Origin of the sequence: Pelomonas lactea (genome assembly GCF_043555885.1) — a bacterium.
Lineage (GTDB): Bacteria > Pseudomonadota > Gammaproteobacteria > Burkholderiales > Burkholderiaceae_C > Pelomonas > Pelomonas lactea.
This window is the reverse complement of sequence record NZ_JBIGHX010000010.1, coordinates 266,496-288,439: the sequence shown is the minus strand read 5'-3', so window position 1 is coordinate 288,439 and position 21,944 is coordinate 266,496. Positions and strand designations below refer to the sequence as shown.

Annotated in this window: 20 protein-coding genes; 8 read left to right on the top strand and 12 right to left on the bottom strand. The window is 72.6% G+C overall.

Annotated features, from left to right (window positions below):
• Nucleotides 1–76: 76 nt before the first annotated feature.
• The 7 genes from ACG04Q_RS23750 to glnE all read right to left on the bottom strand — a co-directional run bounded on the left by ACG04Q_RS23750 (nucleotide 77) and on the right by glnE (nucleotide 6,818).
• Nucleotides 77–745, bottom strand: coding sequence for a glutathione S-transferase (locus ACG04Q_RS23750; RefSeq protein WP_394514043.1), 669 nt, complete (start codon nucleotides 743–745; stop codon nucleotides 77–79).
• A 70-nt stretch (nucleotides 746–815) separates the two neighbouring features.
• On the bottom strand, nucleotides 816–1,697 hold the full coding sequence (locus ACG04Q_RS23745) for a DMT family transporter (protein ID WP_394514042.1): 882 nt from the start codon (nucleotides 1,695–1,697) through the stop codon (nucleotides 816–818).
• A 4-nt stretch (nucleotides 1,698–1,701) separates the two neighbouring features.
• Nucleotides 1,702–2,301 carry a hypothetical protein gene (locus tag ACG04Q_RS23740; RefSeq protein ID WP_394514041.1) on the bottom strand — a complete coding sequence of 200 codons (600 nt, stop codon included), beginning with the start codon at nucleotides 2,299–2,301 and terminating at the stop codon, nucleotides 1,702–1,704.
• 7 nt (nucleotides 2,302–2,308) lie between these two features.
• On the bottom strand, nucleotides 2,309–2,587 hold the full coding sequence (locus tag ACG04Q_RS23735; protein WP_394514039.1) for an ArsR/SmtB family transcription factor: 279 nt from the start codon (nucleotides 2,585–2,587) through the stop codon (nucleotides 2,309–2,311).
• A complete protein-coding gene (locus tag ACG04Q_RS23730; RefSeq protein WP_394514037.1) occupies nucleotides 2,584–2,928 on the bottom strand; it encodes a VOC family protein in 345 nt (114 codons plus the stop codon). Before ACG04Q_RS23730 ends, ACG04Q_RS23735 begins: the two co-directional genes overlap by 4 nt.
• Nucleotides 2,929–2,953: 25 nt before the next feature.
• The gene (rrtA, locus tag ACG04Q_RS23725; protein ID WP_394514036.1) at nucleotides 2,954–3,472 is read right to left on the bottom strand and encodes a rhombosortase; all 519 of its coding nucleotides are present in this window, start codon (nucleotides 3,470–3,472) and stop codon (nucleotides 2,954–2,956) included.
• Between the two features lie 625 nt (nucleotides 3,473–4,097).
• Nucleotides 4,098–6,818 carry a bifunctional [glutamate--ammonia ligase]-adenylyl-L-tyrosine phosphorylase/[glutamate--ammonia-ligase] adenylyltransferase gene (glnE, locus tag ACG04Q_RS23720; protein WP_394514035.1) on the bottom strand — a complete coding sequence of 907 codons (2,721 nt, stop codon included), beginning with the start codon at nucleotides 6,816–6,818 and terminating at the stop codon, nucleotides 4,098–4,100.
• Nucleotides 6,819–6,873: 55 nt separating this feature from the next.
• Between glnE and ACG04Q_RS23715 the strand changes: the two genes are divergently transcribed.
• A complete protein-coding gene (locus tag ACG04Q_RS23715) occupies nucleotides 6,874–10,905 on the top strand; it encodes a YhdP family protein (RefSeq protein WP_394514033.1) in 4,032 nt (1,343 codons plus the stop codon).
• An 8-nt stretch (nucleotides 10,906–10,913) separates the two neighbouring features.
• Here ACG04Q_RS23715 and ACG04Q_RS23710 read toward each other — a convergent pair whose 3' ends face one another.
• On the bottom strand, nucleotides 10,914–11,756 hold the full coding sequence (locus ACG04Q_RS23710; protein ID WP_394514032.1) for a substrate-binding periplasmic protein: 843 nt from the start codon (nucleotides 11,754–11,756) through the stop codon (nucleotides 10,914–10,916).
• An 84-nt stretch (nucleotides 11,757–11,840) separates the two neighbouring features.
• Here ACG04Q_RS23710 and ACG04Q_RS23705 point away from each other — a divergent pair, with 84 nt between their 5' ends.
• Genes ACG04Q_RS23705 through ACG04Q_RS23695 form a run of 3 tightly spaced genes read left to right on the top strand, consistent with a single transcriptional unit; the run spans nucleotide 11,841 to nucleotide 15,121 of the window.
• Nucleotides 11,841–12,635 (top strand): carbon-nitrogen hydrolase family protein, encoded by a 795-nt coding sequence (locus tag ACG04Q_RS23705; protein ID WP_394514031.1) that lies wholly within the window; start codon nucleotides 11,841–11,843, stop codon nucleotides 12,633–12,635.
• Nucleotides 12,632–13,798: an MFS transporter gene (locus ACG04Q_RS23700; RefSeq protein ID WP_394514029.1), complete on the top strand. Its 1,167-nt coding sequence runs from the start codon at nucleotides 12,632–12,634 to the stop codon at nucleotides 13,796–13,798. Before ACG04Q_RS23705 ends, ACG04Q_RS23700 begins: the two co-directional genes overlap by 4 nt.
• A 27-nt stretch (nucleotides 13,799–13,825) precedes the next feature.
• Nucleotides 13,826–15,121, top strand: coding sequence for an MFS transporter (locus tag ACG04Q_RS23695; RefSeq protein ID WP_394514028.1), 1,296 nt, complete (start codon nucleotides 13,826–13,828; stop codon nucleotides 15,119–15,121).
• Here ACG04Q_RS23695 and ACG04Q_RS23690 read toward each other — a convergent pair.
• Nucleotides 15,105–15,659, bottom strand: a complete 555-nt coding sequence (locus ACG04Q_RS23690; RefSeq protein WP_394514027.1) for a hypothetical protein — start codon at nucleotides 15,657–15,659, stop codon at nucleotides 15,105–15,107. The two genes, ACG04Q_RS23695 and ACG04Q_RS23690, sit on opposite strands and share 17 nt — an antisense overlap.
• A gap of 134 nt (nucleotides 15,660–15,793) precedes the next feature.
• Here ACG04Q_RS23690 and ACG04Q_RS23685 point away from each other — a divergent pair, with 134 nt between their 5' ends.
• Entirely contained in the window at nucleotides 15,794–16,378 is a 585-nt protein-coding gene (locus tag ACG04Q_RS23685; protein ID WP_394514026.1) for a 2OG-Fe(II) oxygenase family protein, read from the top strand.
• Here the strand turns inward: ACG04Q_RS23685 and ACG04Q_RS23680 are convergent.
• From ACG04Q_RS23680 to ACG04Q_RS23670, 3 genes are all read right to left on the bottom strand, one after another.
• Nucleotides 16,335–17,735 (bottom strand): sensor histidine kinase, encoded by a 1,401-nt coding sequence (locus ACG04Q_RS23680; protein WP_394514024.1) that lies wholly within the window; start codon nucleotides 17,733–17,735, stop codon nucleotides 16,335–16,337. The two genes, ACG04Q_RS23685 and ACG04Q_RS23680, sit on opposite strands and share 44 nt — an antisense overlap.
• On the bottom strand, nucleotides 17,732–18,400 hold the full coding sequence (locus ACG04Q_RS23675) for a response regulator (protein ID WP_394514023.1): 669 nt from the start codon (nucleotides 18,398–18,400) through the stop codon (nucleotides 17,732–17,734). The genes ACG04Q_RS23680 and ACG04Q_RS23675 overlap by 4 nt, the downstream gene beginning before the upstream one ends.
• Before the next feature lie 83 nt (nucleotides 18,401–18,483).
• On the bottom strand, nucleotides 18,484–18,894 hold the full coding sequence (locus tag ACG04Q_RS23670; RefSeq protein WP_394514022.1) for a hypothetical protein: 411 nt from the start codon (nucleotides 18,892–18,894) through the stop codon (nucleotides 18,484–18,486).
• 134 nt (nucleotides 18,895–19,028) lie between these two features.
• Here ACG04Q_RS23670 and ACG04Q_RS23665 point away from each other — a divergent pair, with 134 nt between their 5' ends.
• The 3 genes from ACG04Q_RS23665 (at nucleotide 19,029) to ACG04Q_RS23655 (ending at nucleotide 21,909) form a co-directional block, all read left to right on the top strand.
• Nucleotides 19,029–19,208 (top strand): hypothetical protein, encoded by a 180-nt coding sequence (locus ACG04Q_RS23665; protein ID WP_394514021.1) that lies wholly within the window; start codon nucleotides 19,029–19,031, stop codon nucleotides 19,206–19,208.
• A gap of 486 nt (nucleotides 19,209–19,694) precedes the next feature.
• Nucleotides 19,695–20,255, top strand: a complete 561-nt coding sequence (locus tag ACG04Q_RS23660) for an HNH endonuclease (RefSeq protein WP_394514020.1) — start codon at nucleotides 19,695–19,697, stop codon at nucleotides 20,253–20,255.
• Between the two features lie 517 nt (nucleotides 20,256–20,772).
• Nucleotides 20,773–21,909 carry a slipin family protein gene (locus tag ACG04Q_RS23655; RefSeq protein WP_394514019.1) on the top strand — a complete coding sequence of 379 codons (1,137 nt, stop codon included), beginning with the start codon at nucleotides 20,773–20,775 and terminating at the stop codon, nucleotides 21,907–21,909.
• The last annotated feature ends 35 nt before the right edge of the window (nucleotides 21,910–21,944 follow it).

Below are 21,944 nucleotides of genomic sequence, written 5' to 3'. Positions count from 1 at the left end.
CCCAGGTGCAACAAACGTGGTGCGAGCCACGCCGGCGCGTGGCGGATTTCCGCGCTCTGCCGATGCGCGGCCCTACTCAGCTGCTGGCGCGGTTGGCGGCCAGCGAGGCCTGCTGGTCGGCCTTGCGGTCGGCGGCCACCTTGACGGCGTGCGGGCGCTCGCCAATGAGCTTGGCGTAGGGCTTCCAGTCCACACCGCCGGCGGCCAGCAGGTCCTCACCGTAGATGGCCTTGGTGGCCATGGCCACCAGCGGCAGGCTGACCCAGCCGGCGCAGTCGGCCATCGTGAAGGTGTCACCCGCCAGGTAGGGGCCGAACTTGGCCAGCCGCCTGAACGCGGCAATGTTCTCGGGCAGCACGCGGGCGACGCGCTTCTTGGTGCCGTCGCTGACCTGGCCGCCGAAGAAGGCCTCGGCGTACAGCTCGCGCGCCACCAGCTCCAGGTGCAGCTCCACGTAGGTGATGAGCTCGCGCACCTTCGCGGCCTGGAACGGATCGGCCGGCATCAGCCGCGGCGTGTCGGGGTAGGCGGCCTCCAGGTAGTCATTGATGACCTGGCTCTCGCACAGCGCGCCCTGCGGCGTGCGGATGAACGGCACCTTGCCCAGCGGCGACGCGCTCAGCACAGCCTCGTCGTGGGAATGCGTCTTCACGTAGGCCTCGTCGAAAGGGATGCCCTTCTCCAGCAGGGCCAGCTTGACCTTGTTGTAGTAGTTCGAGAGCGGGATGCCGCACAGCGTGATCATGGGGTGTCTCCTGGGTGTGAGCCCGGCAGTCTAGGCAGCGCGGCGTGCCCGGCCTGCCGCCGGGGCGACATCAGCGGTTGACGAGCACGATGCCGGCCGCCAGCGCGGCCAGTGCCGCCAGCAGCCGCACGCTGATGCCCTCGCCCAGCAGCAGCGCGCCGGCCAGCAGCCCGAACAGCGGCGTGCTGAGCGTGAACACGGCCAGCCGCGTGGCCGCGTAATGGCGGATGAGCCAGAACCACGCCAGATAGCTGGCGAACGACACGATGACGGCCTGGAAGCCGAACAGGCCGACGAGCCGCGGCGACCAGGCCGGCGGCAGCGGCTCGCCCGCGGCCACCGCGGCGGCGCACAGCGCCAGCGCCGATACGCCCAGCTGGTACAGCAGCGTCTTCTCGGCCGGCGCGGCGGCCAGCTTCGTCGCGCGGATGGCCAGCGTCGTGCCGCCCCACAGCACGGCCGCCGCCACGCCCAGCGCGTCACCCCACCACTGGCGCGGGCTGTGCGGCGCGGTGAGCCCTTCCGCGAACGCGAACGCGACGGCGCCGAAGGCCAGCACCAGGCCAGCCCACTGGCGGCCCGACAGCTTCTCGCCGTGCGCGATGAACGGCATGCCCAGCGCGACGACGAACGGCGACAGGTAGAGGAACACCACCATGCGCGACGCGCTGGTGAACTGCAGGCCGATGAAGATGCAGGCGAACTCGGCCGCGAACAGCGCGCCGGCCAGCAGGCCGCCCGGGCCGCTGCCGTCGCGCTCGAACAGCCGCACGCCGCGCGCGGCGGACCACAGCCACACCAGCGCCCCCGCGACGACCGAGCGCAGCCCCGCCTGCCAGAGCGGCCCGATCTCGGTCAACGCGGCCTTCACGGCCACCTGGTTGATGCCCCACAGCAGACAGCACAGCAGCAGCAGGGCGACGGCGCGGCCGTCGAGTCGGGACTGGCGCACGCGGCTACTTGCGCACGTAGCGCGTCGCCGTCAGCGTGTCGGACACCGCGCTGGTCTTGTTGTCCACGTAGCCGCGGCCGCGCAGCTCCATGCGGATCTCGGCGTCGGACGGGAAGGCGTCGCGGCCCTTCTGATGCACCACCCAGACGGTCTTGCACAGCATGGTGGCGTGGAAGTCGGCCATGCGCTCCAGCTCGCCGGGCTTGCTGATGACGGCCACCAGCATGCGCGCTTCCTTGACGTTGCCGGTCAGGCCGTGTGACAGCGCCTCGGCCAGCGCCGGGTCCAGCGTGCCGACGGTGGGGCCGATCAACAGCGCCGGGTTCGCAGCGCTGACGCCCAGCTTGGCGGCCAGCGTGGGCGGCGGCGTCTGCAGCTTGGTCAGCCATTTGCCGGCTTCCTTCTCGCCCAGCGCCAGCGCGACGGCCTCGCCGTCCACGTCGAACAGCAGGTCCTCGCCGGCTGCGCGCAGGTTCTGCAGCGCGGCGATGGCCCACTTGCGCTTGAGCGCGCCGCGCAGCACGACGGTGGTCGATTCGAGCAGGGCCGTGACCTCGGCGGTCTCGTTGCCCACGCGGGCGGTGCAAAGGGCTTCACGTCCCATGGTGTTCTCACTTTTCCAATTCAAAACTGCCGTGCAGCGCGGCGAGCACGAGCTGCAGCCGCGCGGCGTCGGTGCGATACATCCAGAAGCGGCCGCGCACCTCCAGCGTCAGCAGGCCGGTCTTGCGCAGCACCTTGAGGTGCTCCGACACGCTGGCCAGCGCCAGCGACGAGATGTCGGCCAGCTCGCCGGCTGCGCATTCTCGGTCCAGGCACTCGCGCAGGAACAACCGGCGCTCCACATGGGCCAGCGCGCGCAGCGCCTCGTCCAGCTCGGCGTCGGTCACTGCTGGATCAGCGTCAGCAGGTTGCCAGCCGGGTCACGCACCTGGGCCTTGATCACCCAGCCGTTGTCGGTGGCCGGCATCTCGACGCGGCCGCCCGCCGCCGTGGCCTGGGCCAGCGCCCGGGCCAGGTCGGGCACGACGATGCCCAGCGTGAGGGCCGATTCAGGCTGCTCGACGAGCGCGCCATCGGGGCTGCCCGCGGGCGTGCGCAGCTGTGCGTAGCCCGGGCCGCGCGGGTCGACCCGCCAGCCGAACACGCCGGCATAGAAGTCGCCCAGCCGGGCGAGGTCGGGGCCGGCCACGTCGAAGTGGCCGATGGCGAAGGCGGTGGCGTGGCTCATTGCGGTCTCCCGGAAGGAGTACCGATTATTTCGCCTTTATACGAAACGTCAACAGCCAGGCCAGCGCGCCGGCGGCGGCGCCGGTCAGGTGGGCGAAGGGCGCCACGGCGAAGTCGAAGCCGGGCGTGGCGCGCAGCGCGGGGCCCAGCGGATGCTCCAGCATCAGCTTGACAGCCAGGCCAGCGAGGATGGCGGCGCCGACGAGGTGGTCGCGGCTGCGCCGCATGAGCAGCGTCAGCGCGGCAATGGCCACCAGCGCGTGCAGTGCACCGGACAGGCCGGCGTAGCGCAGCAGGTCGGGGCGCAGCAGCAGCGCCAGCTGCGTCAGCGGCAGCGCGATGAGGGCGGCCATCGTTTCGCGCCTTCCCAGCGCGGCGCGGTGGCCCAGCAGCGCCAGCACCACGCAGCCGGCGAGGTTGGCGGCGAGGTGCAGCGGCGTCAGGTGCACGAAGGCGGCCGTCACGGCGCGCCAGGGTTGGGTGGCGATCAGGGTGGGCTGCCAGTCCAGCGCTTCGCGGGGGAAGGGCCAGGCGATGGCTGACACCGCAGCCAATGCCGCGCAGAGCAGGAGCCAAACGCTGCTGCGGGTCATCGCCGAGAGTGGTGCCGGGATTTCGCCCCGGCGGGCGACCTACTTTCTGGGCCGCCAGAAAGTAGGCAAAGAGCTCCCCCCGACCGCACCGCCCTGCGCTCCGCTTCGGGTTCCCTGCGGTACTCAGGTCTTGAGGCCTCGCGCGGAACTCGCTTCGCTGCGCTGCGCTCAGACAGCCGCGCGAAGTCAGTCCTTGAAGTGCGCTGCGCGCACGGCCTCAAGACCTTCCGTTCCTCGGCGGTGCTAAAGGGGGCATACCGAACAGCCGGCGCCAGCCGGCTTTCGGGTTTGGCTGTTGGCTGTTGGCTGTTCGGCTGTTCCTTCACTCCCCTTTGGAGGAGCCGAGAAGCACAGAACGCCGAGGCGCGCGCGCAGCGCGCTTCGTCAACTGACTTCGCACGGCTGTCTGAGCGCAGCGTAGCGAAGCGAGTTCCGTGCGAGCCTCGGCGTTCGAGCATCGCAGGGGACCCCGTAGCGCAGCGGAGGGGCGACGGAGCAGGGGCGACTTTTTGCCTACTTTTTGGTCGCCCAAAAAGTAGGTCGCCCGCCGGGGCGAATTCCCGGCTGGGCCTGGCCATCAACCAAAAACAGCGAGCCACAACGCCTTCACGGCCGCACGATGCACCGCCAACGGCGCAGCAGCATCCGCATCCAGCGCCGTCGACTGCTCATCCAGCCGCGCCTTGTGCTGCACGCGGCGCAGCTCGCGGTAGGCCGTCGCGGCCGCCACGCCGACGCCGGCCGGCAGCAGGTCCAGCGTCTCGGCCAGCAGCAGCAGCGCGATGTTGCCCAGATCGTCCTGCAGCTGCGGATGCGCCGCCGAATTCGCCAGCACGAGGAACTGCACGGCGAACTCGGCGTCCATCATGCCGCCCTCGCTGTGCTTCACGTCGAACAGCCCGGGCCTCACCGGCCGCGCCGCGCGCACCTTCTCGCGCATGGCCTGCACCTCGCGCTTGAGCGCGTCGGCGTCGCGCGGCGCCGTCAGCACCTGGCGGCGCACGCCCTCGCAGCGCTCGGCCAGGTCGGGGTGGCCGGCGCAGAAGCGCGCCCGCGTGATGGCCTGGTGCTCCCAGGTCCACGCGGTGTTGCTGCCGCGGCCGGTCTGGTAGGCCTCGAAGTGCGCCAGCGACGTGACCAACAGCCCCGAGTTGCCGTTGGGCCGCAGCGCGGTGTCGATGTCGAACAACTCGCCGGCGGACGTGCGCAGCGTCAGCCACGTGATGAGGCGGCGCACGAAGGCGCCGTAGATGTCGCTGGCGTTCTCGTCGTCGTCGTCGAAGACGAACACCACGTCCAGGTCACCGCCGTAGCCCAGTTCCTTGCCGCCCAGCTTGCCGTACGCGATGACGGCCAGCCGCGGGTCGGGCCGGTGCGCCTTGTTGAAGCGCGCCCAGGCCCAGGCGATGGCGATCTGCAACACGGCGTCGGCCAGCAGGCTCAGGTCATCGGCCACCTGCTCGACGGTGATGCGGCCCTCGACGTCGCGCACCAGCGTGCGGAACACCTCCGCATGGTGGGCGCGCCGCAGCGTGTCCAGCAGCGCTTCCTCGTCGGCCTGGCCGCTGCGGGCCCAGCCCTGCTCGCGGTCGCGCAGGTCGGCGAGGAAGGCGTCGCGGTCGAAGCGGGCCTGCAGCAGCAGCGGGTCGGCCAGCTCGTCGATGACGCCGGGGTGCTGCATCAGGTAGCGCATGGGCCAGCGCGCCAGGCCCAGCAGCCGCAGCAGGCGCTGCTGCACGGCCGGGCGCTCCACCAGCAGCGCCAGATAGCTCTCGCGGCGCAGCAGCGGCTCCACCCAGTCGACGAAGCGCACCGCGGCGTCCAGCGAGCACTCGTCCGCCTCGACGGCCTGCGCCGCGCGGTAGAACAGCTTGGCCAGCCGCTGGCGCGACTCCTCGCGCAGCCCCTGCACGCGGGGCGTCTCGGCCAGCGCGCGCACGGCCCGGGCCAGCGCCTCGGGCAGGCGCTGCAGGAAGTCCTCGCCGTCCACGGTGGGCTTCGGCCCGCCGCAGTTGCCGCCCGTGCAGCCGCCGGACTGCTGCGGCGCGCCGTGCAGCAGCGCATCGAACTCGGTGGCCACCAGCTCGCGCACCTCGCCCAGCTGCTCGAACAGCTCACAGGTTTCCCGCGAGCAGGTGAGGCCCATGGAGGCGGCGATCCACGCCAGGTCGGCATCGGCCTGCGGCAGGCAGTGGGTCTGCTGGTCGTCCAGGAACTGGATGCGGTGCTCCACGCGGCGCAGGAAGACGTAGGCGTCGGCCAGCTTCGCGGCGGTCTCGGGCTTCATCAGCCCGCGCTCGGCCACGCGGCCCAGCGCCTTCACGGTGGAGCGGGTGCGGATCTCGGGGAACTGGCCGCCGCGCACCACCTGCAGCAGCTGCACGATGAACTCGATCTCGCGGATGCCGCCGCGCGACAGCTTCACGTCGTTGGCGCGCTCCGGCCGGCCGGCGGCGCGGGCCTTGGCCTCGCTGCGGATCTTGCCGTGCAGCTGGCGCAGGCCTTCGAAGACGCCGTAGTCCAGGTAGCGGCGGTAGACGAACGGCGTGACCAGGTCGCGCAGCGCCAGCGTGCGCGGGTCGGCCGGCGCGCCCAGGCCGGTCAGCGGCGCGACGACGCGGCTCTTCAGCCACGCGAAGCGTTCCCACTCGCGGCCCTGCACGAGGAAGTACTCCTCCAGCATGCCCAGGCTGACGACCGGCGGGCCGCTCTTGCCGTTGGGGCGCAGCGCCAGGTCGACGCGGAACACCTGGCCGTCGTCGGTCACGTCGCCGATCAGCGCGTAGAGCTTCTTGGCGACATGGGCGAAGTACTCATGGGCGCTGACCGGGCGGGGGCCGTGCGTCTCGCCGTCGTCCTCGTAGACGTAGATGAGGTCGATGTCGGACGACACGTTCAGCTCGCGCGCGCCCAGCTTGCCCATGCCGATGACCCAGAACGCGATGTCGCGGCCGTCGGCGGTGCGCGGTGCGCCGTGCACGGCGTCCAGCTCGGCGCGGGCGGCGGCCAGCGCCTTGTCCAGCGTCACCTCGGCCAGGTGCGTCATCGCCAGCGTGACGTCGGCCACGGTGGCGCCCTGCTCGATGTCCAGCACCGCCAGCCGCTCCATGACGAGGTGGCGGGCCACGCGCAGCGCGCTGGCCAAGGGCCGGTCGCGGGCCAGGTCGTCGACCAGTGCGGTGATGACGGCCCGGTCGGGCTGCCCCGCCGGCAGCCGCGCCAGCTCGGCCGCATAGCGGCGCCGGACACGCTGCACATAGCGGCTGTGCTCAGCAATAACGGGAAACGTTGCGCTCATGTCCCTGTGCTAGATTGCCTGCCGGCCGGTTTTTCTCCACGTGCCCCGAGACAACGTGTCTGACATCTTTTCGGCCGCCCTCCACCACTGCACCCGCGCCGCCGGCTGGCCACTGCGCCTGTGCTGGCGGCTGCTGCGCTGGGCGCTGCTGGTGCTGGCCCTCGTGTGGGGCCTGGGCGTGGTGGCGTGGGCGGTGTTGCACTGGGCCATTCTCCCGCAGGCCAACGAGTGGCGTCCCTGGCTGGAAAAGGAAGCCTCAAAGGCGCTGGGGGTAGAGCTGCGCATCGGCCGCATCACGGTGCAGTCCGGCGGCTGGATGCCGCGCATGGAACTGGGCGACGTGCGCGTGCTGGACGCCACCGGCCGCCCGGCGCTGACGCTGCCGCGCGTGTCGGCCGTGCTGTCGGCGCATTCGCTGGTGCTGCTGCAGCCGCGCTTCTCGCAGCTGCTGGTGGACGCACCGGAGCTCGTCATCCGCCGCGACGCGGCGGGTCGCCTCTTCATCGGCGGCCTGGGGCTGGACGAAGCCGAGCGCACCGACACCGGCACCACCGACGCCGGGCTGGACTGGCTGTTCAGCCAGCCCGAGCTGGCCATCATCGGCGGGCGCGTGCGCTGGGTGGACGAAAAGCGCGCCGACGCCCGGCCACTGGAGCTGTCGAACCTGAACTTCATCTTGCGCAACAGCCTGCGCCGCCACCAGCTGCGCCTGGACGCGACGCCGCCGGCCGACTGGGGCCAGCGCTTCTCGCTGCGCGGCAAATTCACGCAGAGCCTGCTGAAGCGCCCCGGCGAGTTCGCGCACTGGAGCGGCGAGCTGTACGCCGAGCTGCCGCGCGCCGACCTGCGGCAGCTGCGCCGCCACGTGGACCTGCCCTTCCAGCTCAGCGAGGGCGACGGCGCCGTGCGCGCCTGGGGCCAGATCAAGGACGGCGAGCCCACCGGCGCGACGCTGGACCTGGCGCTGCGCGCCGTGCGGCTGAAGCTGCTGGACTCGGCGCCCGAGCTGGACCTGGATCACATCGAAGGCCGGCTGGACCTGGCCCGCGCGAAGGACCGGCTCAGCCTGCAGGCCCATCAGCTGGGCTTCGTGAGTGGCGACGGGGTCGCCTGGCCGCGCTCCGACTGGGGCGTCAGCCTGCAGCTCGGCAAGAACGACGAGGTGCTGGGCGGCGAGGTCAACGCGCAGCGGCTGGACTTCGCGCTGATGGCGCAAATCGCGCAGCGCCTGCCGCTGGGCCCGCGCACGCACCAGCTGCTGGACGAGCTGGCGCCGCGCGGCGTGCTGACGGCGCTGACCGGCCAGTGGCAGGGGGCGCTCGACGCGCCGCGCAGCTACCGCGTCAAGGCCCAGCTGGACGGGCTGGCCATCGCCTCCAAAGCCGCCGAGCAGGAGGGTCACCTCGGCCGCCCGGGGCTGCAGGGCGCCAGCCTGGCGCTGGACGCCAGCGAGCGTGGCGGCACGGCCCGGCTGGCGGTGCACAACGGCGAGGTCGAGCTGCCCGGCCTGTTCGAAGACCCGCGCCTGCCCATCACCCGGCTGGCCACGCAGCTGAGCTGGCAGCTGCCCCAGCCCGGCGCCAGGACACCGGGCGACGTGGAGGTGAAGCTGCGCGACCTGCAGCTGCAGACGCCCGACCTCAGCGGCGAGTTCGACGTCACCTGGCGGCGCCCCGCCGGCGCCACGACGGCCGGCTTCCTGGACCTGACGGGCCGCGCGCCGCGCGCCGACGCCACGCGCGTGGCGCGCTACATCCCGCAGCGCCTGCCCGCCACGCGCAGCTACCTGAGCCGCGCGCTGCTGGGCGGCGAGGCGCGCAACGTCCACGTGCGGCTCAAGGGCGAGCTGGCGGACTTCCCGTTCGACCAGCCCAGGTCCACCGGCCAGTTCCGCGTGTCCATGCAGGCGCAGGGCGTGACGCTGGCGTACGTGCCGCCCAGCGACGTCGGCACCAACTGGCCCGTGATGGAGGGCGTGGACGCCGAGGTCGTCTTCGAGCGCGGCGGCCTGCAGATCAAGGACGGACGCACCAAGGTACTGGGCTACGAGCTGGCAGGCGTCAACGGCGGCATCAAGGACCTGCACCACGGCCGCGTGCTGCAGCTGGACGGCACCGGCCGCGGCCAGGGCGCCGACCTGCTGCACTTCGTGCGCGGCTCGCCGCTGGACGAGTGGCTGGGCCGCGCGCTGAGCACGGCGTCGGCGCAGGGGCCGGTGGGCTTGAAGCTGGGCCTGGCCATCCCGCTGGACGACACCAGCCAGACCACGCTGAAGGGCCAGCTGCAGCTGGGCGGCGTGGACCTGAAGCTGCGCCCCGAGCTGCCGGTGCTGGCCGGTGCACGCGGGCGCATCGACTTCGACCGCCGCGGCCTGCAGCTGGCCGGCATGACGGCCCGGCTGCTCGGCGGCGATGCAGGCCTGGAAGGCGGCACGCAGCGCGACGGCAGCCTGCGCTTCGCCGTGCAGGGCCAGGCCACGGCCGAGGGCCTGCGCCGTGCCGGCGAGCTGGGCGCCGTGACGCGCCTGGCCCAGGCCGCCAGCGGCCAGGCGGCCTACCGCTTCCAGCTCGCCGTCCCCAAGGACGGTCAGCCCGAGCTCAGCGTGTCGAGCAGCCTGCAGGGCATGGCGCTGGACCTGCCCGCACCGGCGCACAAGGAGGCCGACGCAGCGCTGCCGCTGCGCCTGCTGATCTCGCCGACGGGCACCGGCCGCGACGAGATCCGCCTGGAGGTGGGCGCGGCCGGCACGCCGCTGCTGCAGGCGCAGCTGCAGCGCGACGTGTCCGGTGCCAGCTCGCAGGTGCTGCGCGGCGCACTGGCCGTGCAGGACAAGCTGCCCGCGCTGCCCGCTGCCGGCGTGCTGCTGCAGGTCAACGTCGCCACGCTGGACCTGGACGCCTGGCAGCAGCGCCTGGCGGCGCTGGGCGGCGCGCCCGGCGACGGCGAGGGCGGCGACGGCGGCCTGCTGCCCAGCCAGATCGGCCTGCGCAGCCAGGCGCTGAAGGTGGGCGGCCGCCAGCTGGGCCGCGTGGCGGCCACGGTGGCGCGCGACGGCACCACCTGGCGGCTCAACGTCGACGCCGAGCAGCTGACGGGCCGCATCGAGTTGAAGGGCGTGCGCGGCAGCCAGGTGGACGCCGTGCAGGCGCGGCTGACGCGGCTGTCGCTGCCGCGCTCGGAGGCCGACACCGTCAGCGAGCTGATGGACCCCGGCAAGGCGGCCGCCACCGCCAGCCCGCTGCCGTCGCTGGACATCGAAGTCGACGACTTCGAGCTGCGCGGCAAGCGCATGGGCCGGCTGGAGGTGCTGGCGCAGGCGCCCGCCGCGGCGCGCGACTGGAAGCTGGAGAAGCTGCAGATGCGTTCGCCCGACGCGACGCTGACCGCCAGCGGCCGCTGGGGCGGCACGGGCCTGGACCCCAGCCCCGGCCACCGCCGCACCCAGCTGGACTGGCAGCTGGACATTGCCGACGCCGGCAAGCTGCTGGAACGGCTGGGCCAGGGTCAGGCCTTGCGCGGCGGCAAGGGCCAGCTGGCCGGCCAGGTGGGCTGGGACGGCTCGCCGCTGGCGCCGCACTACGCCAGCATGGCCGGCGCGTTCAACATCCAGCTGGACACCGGCACCTTCCTGAAGGCCGAGCCCGGCGTGGGCCGGCTGCTGGGCGTGCTGAGCCTGCAGTCGCTGCCGCGGCGCTTCCTGCTGGACTTCCGCGACGTGTTCGCCGAGGGCTTCACCTTCGACGGCGTGACCGGCGACGTGAAGATCGCCGCCGGCATCGCCCGCAGCGACAACATCCGGATCCGCGGCCTGCAGGCCGCCGTGCTGGTGGACGGCAGCACCGACCTGGCCGCCGAGACGCAGAAGCTGCGCGTCGTCGTTGTGCCGGAGGTGTCGGCGGGTGGCGCGTCGCTGGCCTACGCGGCCATCAACCCGGCCGTCGCCCTGGGCGCCTTCCTGGCCCAGATGATCCTGAGCCGCCCGATGGCCGCGGCCAGCACGCGCGAGTTCCACATCACCGGCACCTGGGACGACCCCAAGGTCGAGAAGGTGGACGCGCCGGCGCCCAAGGCAGCAAGCGCGCCGTAGCCCCGCGCTCAGCGCGGCGCTGCTTCCAGCGGGCGCAGCGGCAGCCGCAGCCCGGTGTAGCCGCGCAGCTGCGCCAGCGCGGCCTTGAGCCCCGGCTCGGCCAGGAACAACGCGTCGAAGCTGCCGTCGGCCGCGGCGAGGTTGAGGCCGCGCAGCAGCCGCTCGGCCAGCTGCGGCCGCTCGCGCGAGACGAAGAAGTACAGAGGCTGGCGGTACTGCAGCGCCACGCCCGGCAGCTCGGCAAAGCCCAGCTCGCGATGCCGCTCCAGCTCGAAGTCGATCTCATCGCGGGTGCGCGGAATGAAGTCGAAGCGGCCGGCCTTGAGCATGAGGAACAGCGACTCGAACTTGGTGGTCGTCTCCACCGCAAAGCCGTTGGCACGCAGGATCTGCGCGTCGCTCCAGAAGGTGCCGGCACCGGCGCTCAGCTGGCGCAGCTCCGCCAGCGAACGCAGCCCTCGCAGCCGCGGCAGGTCCACCGCGCGCACGAGCAGGAAGCGCAGCTCGTTGGTGCCCTTGAGCAGGTTGAAGCGCACCGGCAGCGCCGCCGCCTCGCGCTCCGGCGTCGTGGTGCTCCACAGCAGGTCCAGCTGCCCGTCCTGCAGCATCTGGCGCAGCCGCTCGCGCGGCACGTCCGGCGGTGCCTGCAGCAGCGTGGGCGGCGGCTCACCGTCGGCCGTGCGGGCCAGCGCCAGCCTCAACAGCTCGATGAAGAACTGCCCATGCCCGCTGTAGGCCTCGGCATGCGGCAGACGCAGCGTCAGCGGCGCACCCGCCGCGCCGGCCGGCGCCAGCGCGGCGGCCAAGGGAAGGGCCAGCAGCTGGCGCCGAAGGCGGGAGGGGCAGGACATCGCCCCCGTATTCTCGGCGGCCGCCCGCCGCGGCAGCGTGACTTCCTTCTCGCCGCGCCGGGGCCGGGCGCTAGCATCGGCCCCATGAAGATCGCCGCCCTCCAGATGGTTTCCGGCCCCGACCCGGCGGCCAACCTCCTCGCCGCCCGCCGGCTGCTCGAAGCCGCCGCCGCCCAGGGCGCCCGCCTGGCCGCGCTGCCCGAATATTTCTGCCTGATGGGCCGGCAGGACAGCGACAAGCTGGCCATCGCCGAGACGCCCGGCCACGGCCCCATCCAGGCCATGCTGGCCAGTGCCGCGCGCGAGCTGGGGCTGTGGATCATCGGCGGCACGCTGCCGCTGCGGGCCGACACGCCCGACCGCGTGCGCAACACAACGCTGGTGTTCTCGCCCGCGGGCGAGGTGGCGGCGCGCTACGACAAGATCCACCTGTTCGCCTACGACAACGGCCGCGAGAGCTACGACGAGGCCCGCGTGCTGGAGGCCGGCAGCCAGCCCACCGTCTTCGACGCCGGCGGGCTGCGCACGGGGCTGTCGGTCTGCTACGACCTGCGCTTCCCCGAGCTGTTCCGCGGCTACGCCCCCTGCGACCTGATCGCCGTGCCGGCCGCGTTCACGTACACGACCGGCGAGAAGCATTGGGAGCTGCTGCTGCGCGCCCGCGCGGTGGAGAACCAGGCTTATGTCATCGCGCCGGCCCAGGGTGGCCGCCACGAGAACGGCCGCCGCACCTGGGGCCACAGCATGGTGGTGGACCCCTGGGGCGAGGTGCTGGCCGTCGTGCCCGAGGGCGAAGGCATTGCGCTGGCCGACGTGGAGCCGGCGCGCCTGGCGCAGGTGCGCCAGCAGCTGCCCGCGCTGGCGCACCGGCGCCTGTGACGGCCGCCACCCGCTGGGGGCCCGTGCTGCTGCTGTGCGCCGGCGGCGTGCTGGCCGGCGGGCAGTTCGCCAAGGTGTCGGTCGAGTTCACGCGGCTGCAGGCGCTGTACGGCGTGGCACCGGCGCGCATGGGCCTGGCGCTGTCCACCGTCGGGCTGGTGGGGCTGCTGTTCGGCGTGCTGGCCGGCGGGCTGGCGCCGCGCATCGGCTTCCGGCGGCTGCTGCTGGCCGGGCTCGCGGGCGGCGCCGCACTGTCGGCGCTGCAGGCCCTGGTGCCACCGTTCGGCTGGTTCTGGGCCAGCCGCGTGCCGGAAGGGCTGTCCCACCTGGCCATCATGGTGGCCACGCCGGCACTGCTGCTGCACGCCAGCGCGCCGGCCCACCGCGCGGTCGTCATGGGCTTGTGGACCACCGTGGTGGGCCTGTCGTTCGCGGTGCTGGCGGGCGTGGACCGGCTGCTGCCGGCAGGCCTGGCGCCGCGCGACGCGCTGGCCGGCCACGCGCTGTTGATGGCCGCCGCGGCGGTGGCGGTGCGGCTGTGCGTGGCGGACGCCCCGGCGGCGCCCGGCGCCCGGCGCCCCGGCTTGCTGGCGCTGCACGCCCAGGCCTATGCCGACCTGCGCACCGCGCTGCCCGGGCTGGGTTTCTTCTTCTACGCCTTCCCCACCATCGCCCTCATCACCTTCGTGCCGCCCGCCAGCGGCGCCGGCGCCGGCTTCGCCACCGTGCTGCCGCTGCTGGCCACCGCGGGCACGCTGGCCGCGGGCTGGCTGGCGCGGCAGGGTTCGGCCGGCACGCGCCTGGCGCTGCGTGCCTACGCGGCGCTGGCGCTGTCCGCGCTGGCCCTGGCGCTGGCGGCGCGGCTGGCCGGACCGGTGGCGCCGCTAGCGCCGCTGGCGCTGCTGGTGCTGGCCTGCGCGGGCCTGGCCGGCGGCGCGTCGGCCACGCTGATCCCGCAGCTGCACGCCGACCCGGCCGGGCAGGCGCGCGCCTCCGGCGTGCTGGTGCAGCTGGGCAACCTCGGCTCGGTGACCGGGCCGCCGCTGTTCGCGGCGCTGGCGGTGCCGCACGGGCTGGCGGGGCTCGCCTTGCTGACGGCACTGGCGGCGCTGGGCGCGGTGGGCCTGATGGCGGCGGCGGGCCGGCGGTTGGAGCGGTCCTAGACTGCGCGCTTTGCGACCGCCCCCGCCATGTCCTCAACCCCGCCCCGCACCCTGCCCACCGCCCAGCCGCCGCGCGCCACGGCCTGGCTGATCGGCGCGCTGGTCGCGCTGGCGCTGTTCGGCAACTACTACGTCTACGACTCCATTGGCCCGGTGGCCGACCTGCTGCAGAGCCAGCGCGGCTTCAGCGACAGCCAGGTGGGGCTGCTGAACGCGATCTACAGCCTGCCCAATGTCGTGCTCATCCTCGTCGGCGGCGTGCTGGTGGACCGCTTCGGCGCGGCGCGCATGACGCTGTGGACGGCGCTGGTCTGCCTGGCCGGCGCGGCGCTGACGGCCTTCAGCCCGAACTTCTCCGGCATGGCCACGGGCCGGCTGCTGTTCGGCATCGGCGCCGAGACCTTCAGCATCGCGACGCTGGCCGCCATCGCCGACTACTTCGGCGGCCGCAGCCTGGCCTTCGCGATGGGGCTGGCGCTGGCCATCGGCCGGCTGGGCTCGTTCGGCGCCGACATGTCGCCGACGTGGTTTGCCGCCGCCTACGCGCAGGGCTGGCAGCCGCCGCTGGCCATCGCGGCGGGCGTCGCGGCCACGTCACTGCTCGCGTCGCTGGCCTACTGGTGGCTGGACCGCGGCCCGCGCCGCGCCGGCCTGCTGCCCACCGGCGCCAAGGCCGAGAAGTTCGTCTGGCGCGACCTGCTGCACTTCGGCCGCGCCTACTGGTACCTGCTGGCACTGTGCGTGCTGTGGTACTCGGTGATCCTGGCCTTCCGCAGCACCTACTCGATCAAGTACTTCCAGCATGTGCACGGGCTGGACCTGGCCGCCGCCGGCCAGATGAACAGCTACGTGTTCCTGGCCGCCGTGTTCGCGACGCCGGCCTTCGGCTGGCTGTGCGACCGCCTGCGCCGCTACGCCCCCTTCCTCGCATTCGGCGCACTGCTGCTGCCCATCGCGCTGGCGGTCATGGCCCTGGCGCCGTGGAGCCTGTGGGTGTCCACCGCGCTGATCGGCGTCAGCTTCTCGCTGGTGCCGGCGGTCATGTGGCCGCTGGCCAGCCGGCTGGTGGCGCCCAGCCGCTTCGGCACCGCCATCGGCCTGATGTGGGTGGCGCAGAACGCCGGCATCAGCGGCGCCAACCTCCTGGCCGGCTGGTTGAACGACCAGGCCGGCGCCAGCGCGGCCAACCCGGCCGGCTATGGGCCGATGATGGCGTTCTTCGGCACCGCCAGCCTGCTGGGCTTTGCCTGCGCGCTGCTGCTGTGGTTCACGGCGGGGCGCCGCCACCACGAGCAGGAGCAGGCGTCTAGGGACGCAGCGTGACGAGGTCGCGCAGCAGCAGGCCGATATTGGCCCGCAGCGTGCGCTCGTTGGCGATTCGCAGCCGCTCGGACGGCGACACGACGGCCTCGGTGAAGCCGGCTTCCTCGGCGTTGGCGATGCGGCGCTGGTACACGACCCGGCCGCTGGCGGTGTCCACCAGCGTGTAGCGCACGGCCGCACCCACGGTCACGGCCAGCGCCGGCACGGTGGGCTGCTCCAGCTCCAGCAGCTCGGCACGCAGCTCGAAGCGCGCGGGCGGCTCGGGTGATGGCGGCCGCATGCCCACCGCGTACAGCGATTCCTCCAGCGCCTGCTGCAGCGCCGTGGCGCTGACCTTGGAGCCCCACCACCGGCCGGTTTCCAGCCCGCCCTGCACGGGCGCCAGGGCAACCTGGGCCTTCAGCGCCTCGGGCACCCAGCCGCGCACCTGCAGCGCCTCGGCCGGCGTGACGGCCATGGTCAGCGGCTGGCTGGGCGTGCCGCAGCCGGCCAGCACGAGGGCCAGCAGCGCGGCAGGGGCAAGGGCAAGGCGGCACATGGGAACGCCCATGCTAGGCCCGCCGCGCGGGGCCCGTGGCGCCAATAAGCGCCGCCGCGGCCGGGCTTATCGTCGCTCAGGCGGCGGCCGGCAGCACGCGGCGCCGCACCGGGTGGCGCGGGCAGAATGGGCCGATGAGCACCCCCGTGCGCCTGGTCGGCGCCAGCATCCAGACCGAGCTGCCCGTCGTCATCGCCGAGCTGGGGCCCATCGCCGACCGCCTGCAGCTGGCGCGCGAGGCGATTGACGAGCTGCGCATCAGCCACCCGCAGTCGCCCGACTCCAACGTCAAGGCGACCTACATGAGCCCGTGGAAGAGCCACCTGCTCAATGCCAAGCTGCTGCCGCTGTGCGCCAGCGTCGTGGAGATCGCGCGCGCCGCAGCGCCGGCGGCCTGGTCGGGCGACCTCGCCGCGCTGGGGCTGGACCTGCTCGTCACGCATTGCTGGGGTGCCATCTACGAGCAGGCCGACTACACGGCCCCGCACAACCACTGGCCGGCCGACCTGAGCTGCGTCGTCTACCTGGAGGCCGAGCCGGGCTGCGCGCCGCTGGTGTTCTCCAAGACCAGCGCCTACCAGCCGCAGCCGGGCACGCTGGTGATGTTCCCGGGCATCGCGATGCACGAGGTGCCGGCGACGCCGGGGCGACGTGTGGTGGTCGCGATGAACCTGTTCAAGCAGCTGGCGACGGGTCCTGCGGCGGCAGCGGCAGGCTGAGCCGCGCACGCAGGCCCGGCCCGCCGTGGGCGTCCAGCAGCGCCAGCCGGCCACCGTGGCGGGCCGCGATGTCGGCCGCGATGGCCAGGCCCAGGCCGCTGCCGGCGCCGGTGGCCTTGTCACCGCGACGGAAGCGCTGCATGGCCGCCGGCCGGTCGGCCGGCGCGATGCCGGGGCCGTTGTCCTCCACCTCCAGCCAGGGGCCGTCGGCGTCGGTGCCGCAGCGCACGGTGATGCGCGCGCCCGCGCCGGCGTAGCTGACGGCGTTGTGGATGAGGTTCTCCAGCGCCTCGCGCAGCAGGAAGGCGTGGCCCAGCGCGGGCGCTTCGGCCAGCTCGAAGCCCAGATCCACGCCCGATGGCAGGCTGCGGTGCGCCCAGTCCTGGCCGCTCTCGGTGGCGATGTCGCGCAGGTCGATGCGCTGGCCCACGTCCACGCTGCGGTCCTCGGCACGGGCCAGCGACAGCAGCTGCTGCGCCAGCCGCGCGCTGCGCACGACGCGCAGGCGCAGCCGCTCCAGCAGCGGGTCCACGCGCTGGTCGTGCGGTTCCAGCATGGCCAGCTCGATCTCGGTCTGCAGCGAGGTCAGCGGCGTGCGCAGTTGGTGGGCCGCGTCGGCCAGGAACTCACGCTGCGCGCCGGCGGCGCGTGACAGCCGCTCGAACAGTCGGTTGAAGGCCGCCTGCAGCGGCACCAGCTCGCGCGGCAGCCGCGCCGTCAGCGGCGTGAGGCGGTGCAGGTCGCGCCGCTCCAGCTCGGCGCTGAGCACCGTCAACGGCGTCAGCCCCTGGCGCACGGCCCACCAACTGGCCAGCGCCAGCAGCACGGCCAGCGCACCGCCGTTCAGCGCGACGTAGGTCGCGATCTCGCGCTGCAGCGCGTCGCGCTTGTGCAGCGTCTCGGCCACCAGCACCTGGCAGGCGCCGTCGCCGCAGTCACGCCCCAGCTGCACCAGGCGCAGCTCGCGGTCACGCAGCCGCACATCGCCGTAGTAGGCGCTGCCCGCCGCCTGCGGCCGGGGCCGCGGCTGCAGCTCCGCCAGGCCCGCATCGCCCTGCAGCAGCTCGCCGCGCGGGCCCAGCACCAGGTAGAACACATCATCCTGGCGGTCGAAACGCAGCGCGCGGTCCATCGTGGCGCTGATGTCGACGCTGGGCGACCCGCTGCGCAGGTCGATCTGGCCCGCCAGCGTCAGCGCGGTGTCCTCCAGGCCTTCGTCCAGCCAGCTCTGCGCGCTCTGCTGCACCTGCTGGTACAGCGCCGCGCCCAGCGCCGGCAGCACCACCAGCAGCGGCAGCATCAACCAGACGAACAGCCGGCGCTGCAGGCTGGAGCGCGGCCGGTCAGGCACGGTCACCCTATTTCTTCGAGGAGGTATCCCAGGCCACGCACGGTACGCAGCTGCACGCCGCCCGGCTCGATCTTGGCGCGCAGGCGCGACAGGCAGACCTCGATGGCGTTGTCGCTGACGCCCTGGTCCCACGCATTGCTGGCCAGCGCGATGTGTTCCTTGGGCACCACCTTGCCGGCGCGCGCCATCAGGAAGCCCAGCACGTCCCACTCGCGGGCGGACAGCGCCAGCGGCTCGTCCTCGATGTAGGCGCGGCGCGCCTCCTGGTCGATGCGCAGGCGGGCCAGCTGCAGCTGGTTGCTGGTGCGGGCCTGGCTGCGGCGCACCAGCGCGCGGGCGCGGGCCACCAGCTCGGTCAGCGCGAAGGGCTTGACGAGGTAGTCGTCCGCGCCACCCTCCAGGCCGCGCACCCGGTCCTCGACGGCGTCGCGCGCGGTCAGGATCAGCACCGGCACGGCCAGGCCCTCGGCGCGCACGCGGCGCAGCGTCTCGAAGCCGTCGATGCCGGCCAGACCGATGTCCAGGATCAGCAAGTCGTAGGCGTCCTCGCGCAGCGAGCGTGGCACGGGCTCGCCACGGGCCGTGCAGTCCACCACCCAGCCCTGCGAACGCAACGCGCGGGCGGTGGTCTCGACAAGTTGTTCGTCGTCTTCAACGAGCAGGATGCGCATGGCGGCAAGTATGGCGCGAGACGCCGGCAGGCGCTGACGCCGGGCTGTCGGCCCCGGACAGCCCGCGGCAAGCCGCCTGGACATCAAGCGCCGCCGCTGCCGAACTCCTTCAACAGCTGGCGCAGCCGCTTGCGGCCGTCGCTGTTGGTGGTGCGGTACGTCTTCAGCGCCAGCGCCAGGAACTGCTGCTCGGCCGGCGTGAGGCCGGTGGGCTCGCGCTCCTCGTCGATCCAGCCGGCCGGCTTGTCGCAGTGGTGCTCGATCTGCCGCGCCAGCTTGTCGCCGATGGGCCGCGCGCCGCTCTTGGCCATGGACCACGTCGCCCCGCTGACGCCGATGCGCGCCGCCCAGGCAGCCTCCAGGCCCTTGGGCGGATCACCCGCGGTGATGCGGGCCTCGGCAAAGGTCTGGAACAACGCGAGCGCGTTGAGCCGGCGGATGGTGGCGGGGCTGGACACGATGGGTGGGAATGGCGACGAGTGTTGTGAAAACACTTCACACTCATTCTAGGTGGTCGACGGCGCTTGACCGCGGCGTGAACATTTTTCACAATGCATGGATTCGCTCAAAGCACTTGAGCGCCCACGATCAACCCCAACCGACGACCGAACCGCTTTCGCACTCCGCCATGAACCGCCCTCTCGTCACCGTCATTGAACTCACCGGCTCGCAGAGCCTGTGCGGTGACGCACGCATGGTGCCGGCGCAGGGGTGGCAGCTGACGGGCAAATTCGCCCCGGTCGCCTATGCACATGACTCCGGTCGTGAGAGCCATGACATCCATCCATCGGGTGAAGGACCCGGCTAACGCCGACCTTCCACGCTCATTCGAGGCCCGGTTTCCGAAAGGAACCGGGCCTTTGTTTTTCCGGCCGATCAACGGCCACAGCGACGGGGCTGCCCCGTTGCCGCTGCGCATGCGCATCGCCTGCTCTTTCACAACTCGCATCGATGGCAGCGCCGGCCCCACGGCCGGCACTGCGATCAACAACTGGCAGGCGCCGAGTCATGCACTCGGCTGCCCTGCCCCATCTCGGGTGTGCCCACGCACAAGCACCGGCCGGCCCGGTGTGCATGTGCGCTCGGGCGGCCGCCTGTCGCGTGCAGCGACGCATCCCCGGCTTGCGCAGGCCGGCCGCGTCGCGTGTGGACACAGCCGAGATGGATACACGAAGCCCCTTGGCGAACTCACGCTTCGAGGGGCGCAAACCGGCCGCAACGATTGGGCGGCGTCGGAACCCGTCACCGACAACCTTTTCATCCACCGTGCCCAGCCCAAGGAAAGGAGGCCGCCATGCACGACGTCTTGCAACTGGACATCACCGGCCAGCCCCAGGCCTGGATCTCGGTGGAGCACGCGGCCTGCCTGGTTGCCACCGGCGCCGTGGTCTGGTCCGCCGGCGACCGGCCGCTGGCCGTGCTGCGCGGTGGCTTCAACAGCGCCACGGGCCGCCAGTCGCGGCTGGAGGTGCCGGCCATCGTCGCGCTGCGCGGCGCGTCCCGCGTCAACCTGTTCGAGCTGACGCCGGTCTTCGGCAAGGCCAAGGTGCTCAAGCGTGACCGCTGCACGTGCGCCTACTGCGGCCTGGTGTTCGACGCCCGCGCGCTGACCATCGACCACATCGTGCCCGCCAGCCGCGGCGGTCGCCTGAGCTGGATGAACACCGTCGCGGCTTGCCGCGCGTGCAACTCGCTCAAGGCCGCCCGCACGCCGGACGAGGCCCGCATGCCGCTGCTGTTCGCGCCGTTCGTGCCGAGCCGCTTCGAGGACTTCCTCCTTAAGGGCCGGCACATCCGCGCCGACGTGCACGACTGGCTGGCCGCGCGGCTGCCGAAAGGATCCCGCCTCAGCTGAGGCGGCAACGAATCTGCCGAGGAAGGCGAAGCGCTCACAGGTCGGGGTTCCCACGCCCCGCCGGTGCGCCGGGACCGGGTCCGCCCGTCGTCCGGGCGTATGCCGCGCCCGCCGGAATCGGCTGATCAAGGAGAGACATGGTGTCCCGCAAGGGTTGGGTTCGACTCCCTACTTTCCTGCCACCTGGATAGCTCAGACGGTTAGAGCGCAACGCCCCTCGCGTTGATGTCGCGGGTTCGACTCCCGTTCCAGACCCTTGGATTTCCCATCCAGGACTTACCGGTCGCAAGACCACCCCGCCGAACGTGCGCCCCGGCCCCGGCCGGATCGCGCATCAGCGGCCCGCGCTCGCGCGCCGGGCAAGCGGGGCCCCGTATCCACGGCCAGCCGGGAGCACCTTCAGGGAGGAGGCGCTCGACGCGCACCGTGGCCTCCGGGGCCCAGGCATCCGGCGTCCGCACGGGTCGCTGTAACGGCACCCCATCCCATCAACACGCGTCACAACAAGGAGAACACCATGACGATCAAGCGTGTGACTGTGAAGAAGAACGAGCGCGGCCTGCTGCTGCGCAATGGCGATTTCGAGCGCGTGCTACAGCCCGGCACGCACTGGCTGTTCGCCGGCCTGGACACGCTGACCGTCGAGCGCTTCAACCTCGGCGCGCCGGCCTTCGTGCACCCGCTGACCGACTACCTGATGGCCAGCGAGCCGGCCGTCGTCGACGCGCACTTCCTGCGCGTCGAGCTGGGCGAGCACGAAGCCGGCCTGCGCGCCGAGAACGGCGTGCTGGTCGAGGTGCTGCCGCCGTCCACGCGGCGCCTGTACTGGCGCGGCCTGGTGGATGTGCGGGTCGACATGATCGACCTGCGCGCGTCCGCCGAGCTGCCGGCCGACGTGGCGGCGCGCCTGGCGCAGCCGCAACTGCGGCCGCGCGCGGTGACCGGCCTGGCCGGCGTGCTGCAGGTGGAGGTGCCTGAAGCCGGCGCCGGCCTGCTGCGCGTGGACGGCCAGGTCGTGCGGCTGCTCGAACCCGGCGCGCATGCGTTCTGGAAGTTCGGCCGCAACGTCGCGGTGGACCTGGTGGACCTGCGGCTGCAGGCGCTCGAAGTCACGGGCCAGGAAATCCTGACCCGCGACAAGGTCGCGCTGCGGCTCAACCTCTCGGCAACCTGGCGTTACACCGACGTGCTGCGCGCGTTCGAGCAGCTGGCCAAGCCGGCGGACCACCTCTACCGCGAGCTTCAGTTCGGGCTGCGGGCGGCGGTGGGCACGCGCACGCTGGACGAGCTGCTGGAGAACAAGTCGGTCATCGACGAGGTCGTGACCGCCCACGTGAGCCCCAAGCTCGCGGGCCTGGGCCTGCAGCTGGACGGCGTGGGTGTGAAGGACATCGTGCTGCCCGGCGAGATGAAAACCATCCTCGCCCAGGTGGTGGAGGCCGGCAAGGCGGCTGAGGCCAACGTGATCCGCCGCCGCGAGGAAACCGCGGCGACGCGTGCCCTGCTCAACACGGCCAAGGTGATGGAGGACAACCCCGTCGCGCTGCGCCTGAAGGAGCTGGAAACGCTGGAACGCGTCGCCGAGCGCATCGACAAGATCTCCGTGTTCGGAGGTCTGGACCAGGTGCTCAACGGGCTGGTGAAGCTGCGTTGAGCGCCACCCCTGCCGTCTGCGCGACGGCGGGGGCC

Excerpts from the sequence above, each read along its gene's own strand:
- ACG04Q_RS23750 (WP_394514043.1), bottom strand. The coding sequence starts at position 745 with ATGATCACGCTGTGCGGCATCCCGCTCTCGAACTACTACAACAAGGTC.
- ACG04Q_RS23675 (WP_394514023.1), bottom strand. The coding sequence starts at position 18,400 with ATGCGCATCCTGCTCGTTGAAGACGACGAACAACTTGTCGAGACCACC.
- ACG04Q_RS23695 (WP_394514028.1), top strand. The coding sequence starts at position 13,826 with ATGTCCTCAACCCCGCCCCGCACCCTGCCCACCGCCCAGCCGCCGCGC.
- ACG04Q_RS23690 (WP_394514027.1), bottom strand. The coding sequence starts at position 15,659 with ATGTGCCGCCTTGCCCTTGCCCCTGCCGCGCTGCTGGCCCTCGTGCTG.
- glnE (WP_394514035.1), bottom strand. The coding sequence starts at position 6,818 with ATGAGCGCAACGTTTCCCGTTATTGCTGAGCACAGCCGCTATGTGCAG.
- ACG04Q_RS23710 (WP_394514032.1), bottom strand. The coding sequence starts at position 11,756 with ATGTCCTGCCCCTCCCGCCTTCGGCGCCAGCTGCTGGCCCTTCCCTTG.
- ACG04Q_RS23665 (WP_394514021.1), top strand. The coding sequence starts at position 19,029 with ATGAACCGCCCTCTCGTCACCGTCATTGAACTCACCGGCTCGCAGAGC.
- ACG04Q_RS23705 (WP_394514031.1), top strand. The coding sequence starts at position 11,841 with ATGAAGATCGCCGCCCTCCAGATGGTTTCCGGCCCCGACCCGGCGGCC.
- ACG04Q_RS23740 (WP_394514041.1), bottom strand. The coding sequence starts at position 2,301 with ATGGGACGTGAAGCCCTTTGCACCGCCCGCGTGGGCAACGAGACCGCC.
- ACG04Q_RS23685 (WP_394514026.1), top strand. The coding sequence starts at position 15,794 with ATGAGCACCCCCGTGCGCCTGGTCGGCGCCAGCATCCAGACCGAGCTG.
- ACG04Q_RS23730 (WP_394514037.1), bottom strand. The coding sequence starts at position 2,928 with ATGAGCCACGCCACCGCCTTCGCCATCGGCCACTTCGACGTGGCCGGC.
- ACG04Q_RS23655 (WP_394514019.1), top strand. The coding sequence starts at position 20,773 with ATGACGATCAAGCGTGTGACTGTGAAGAAGAACGAGCGCGGCCTGCTG.
- ACG04Q_RS23660 (WP_394514020.1), top strand. The coding sequence starts at position 19,695 with ATGCACGACGTCTTGCAACTGGACATCACCGGCCAGCCCCAGGCCTGG.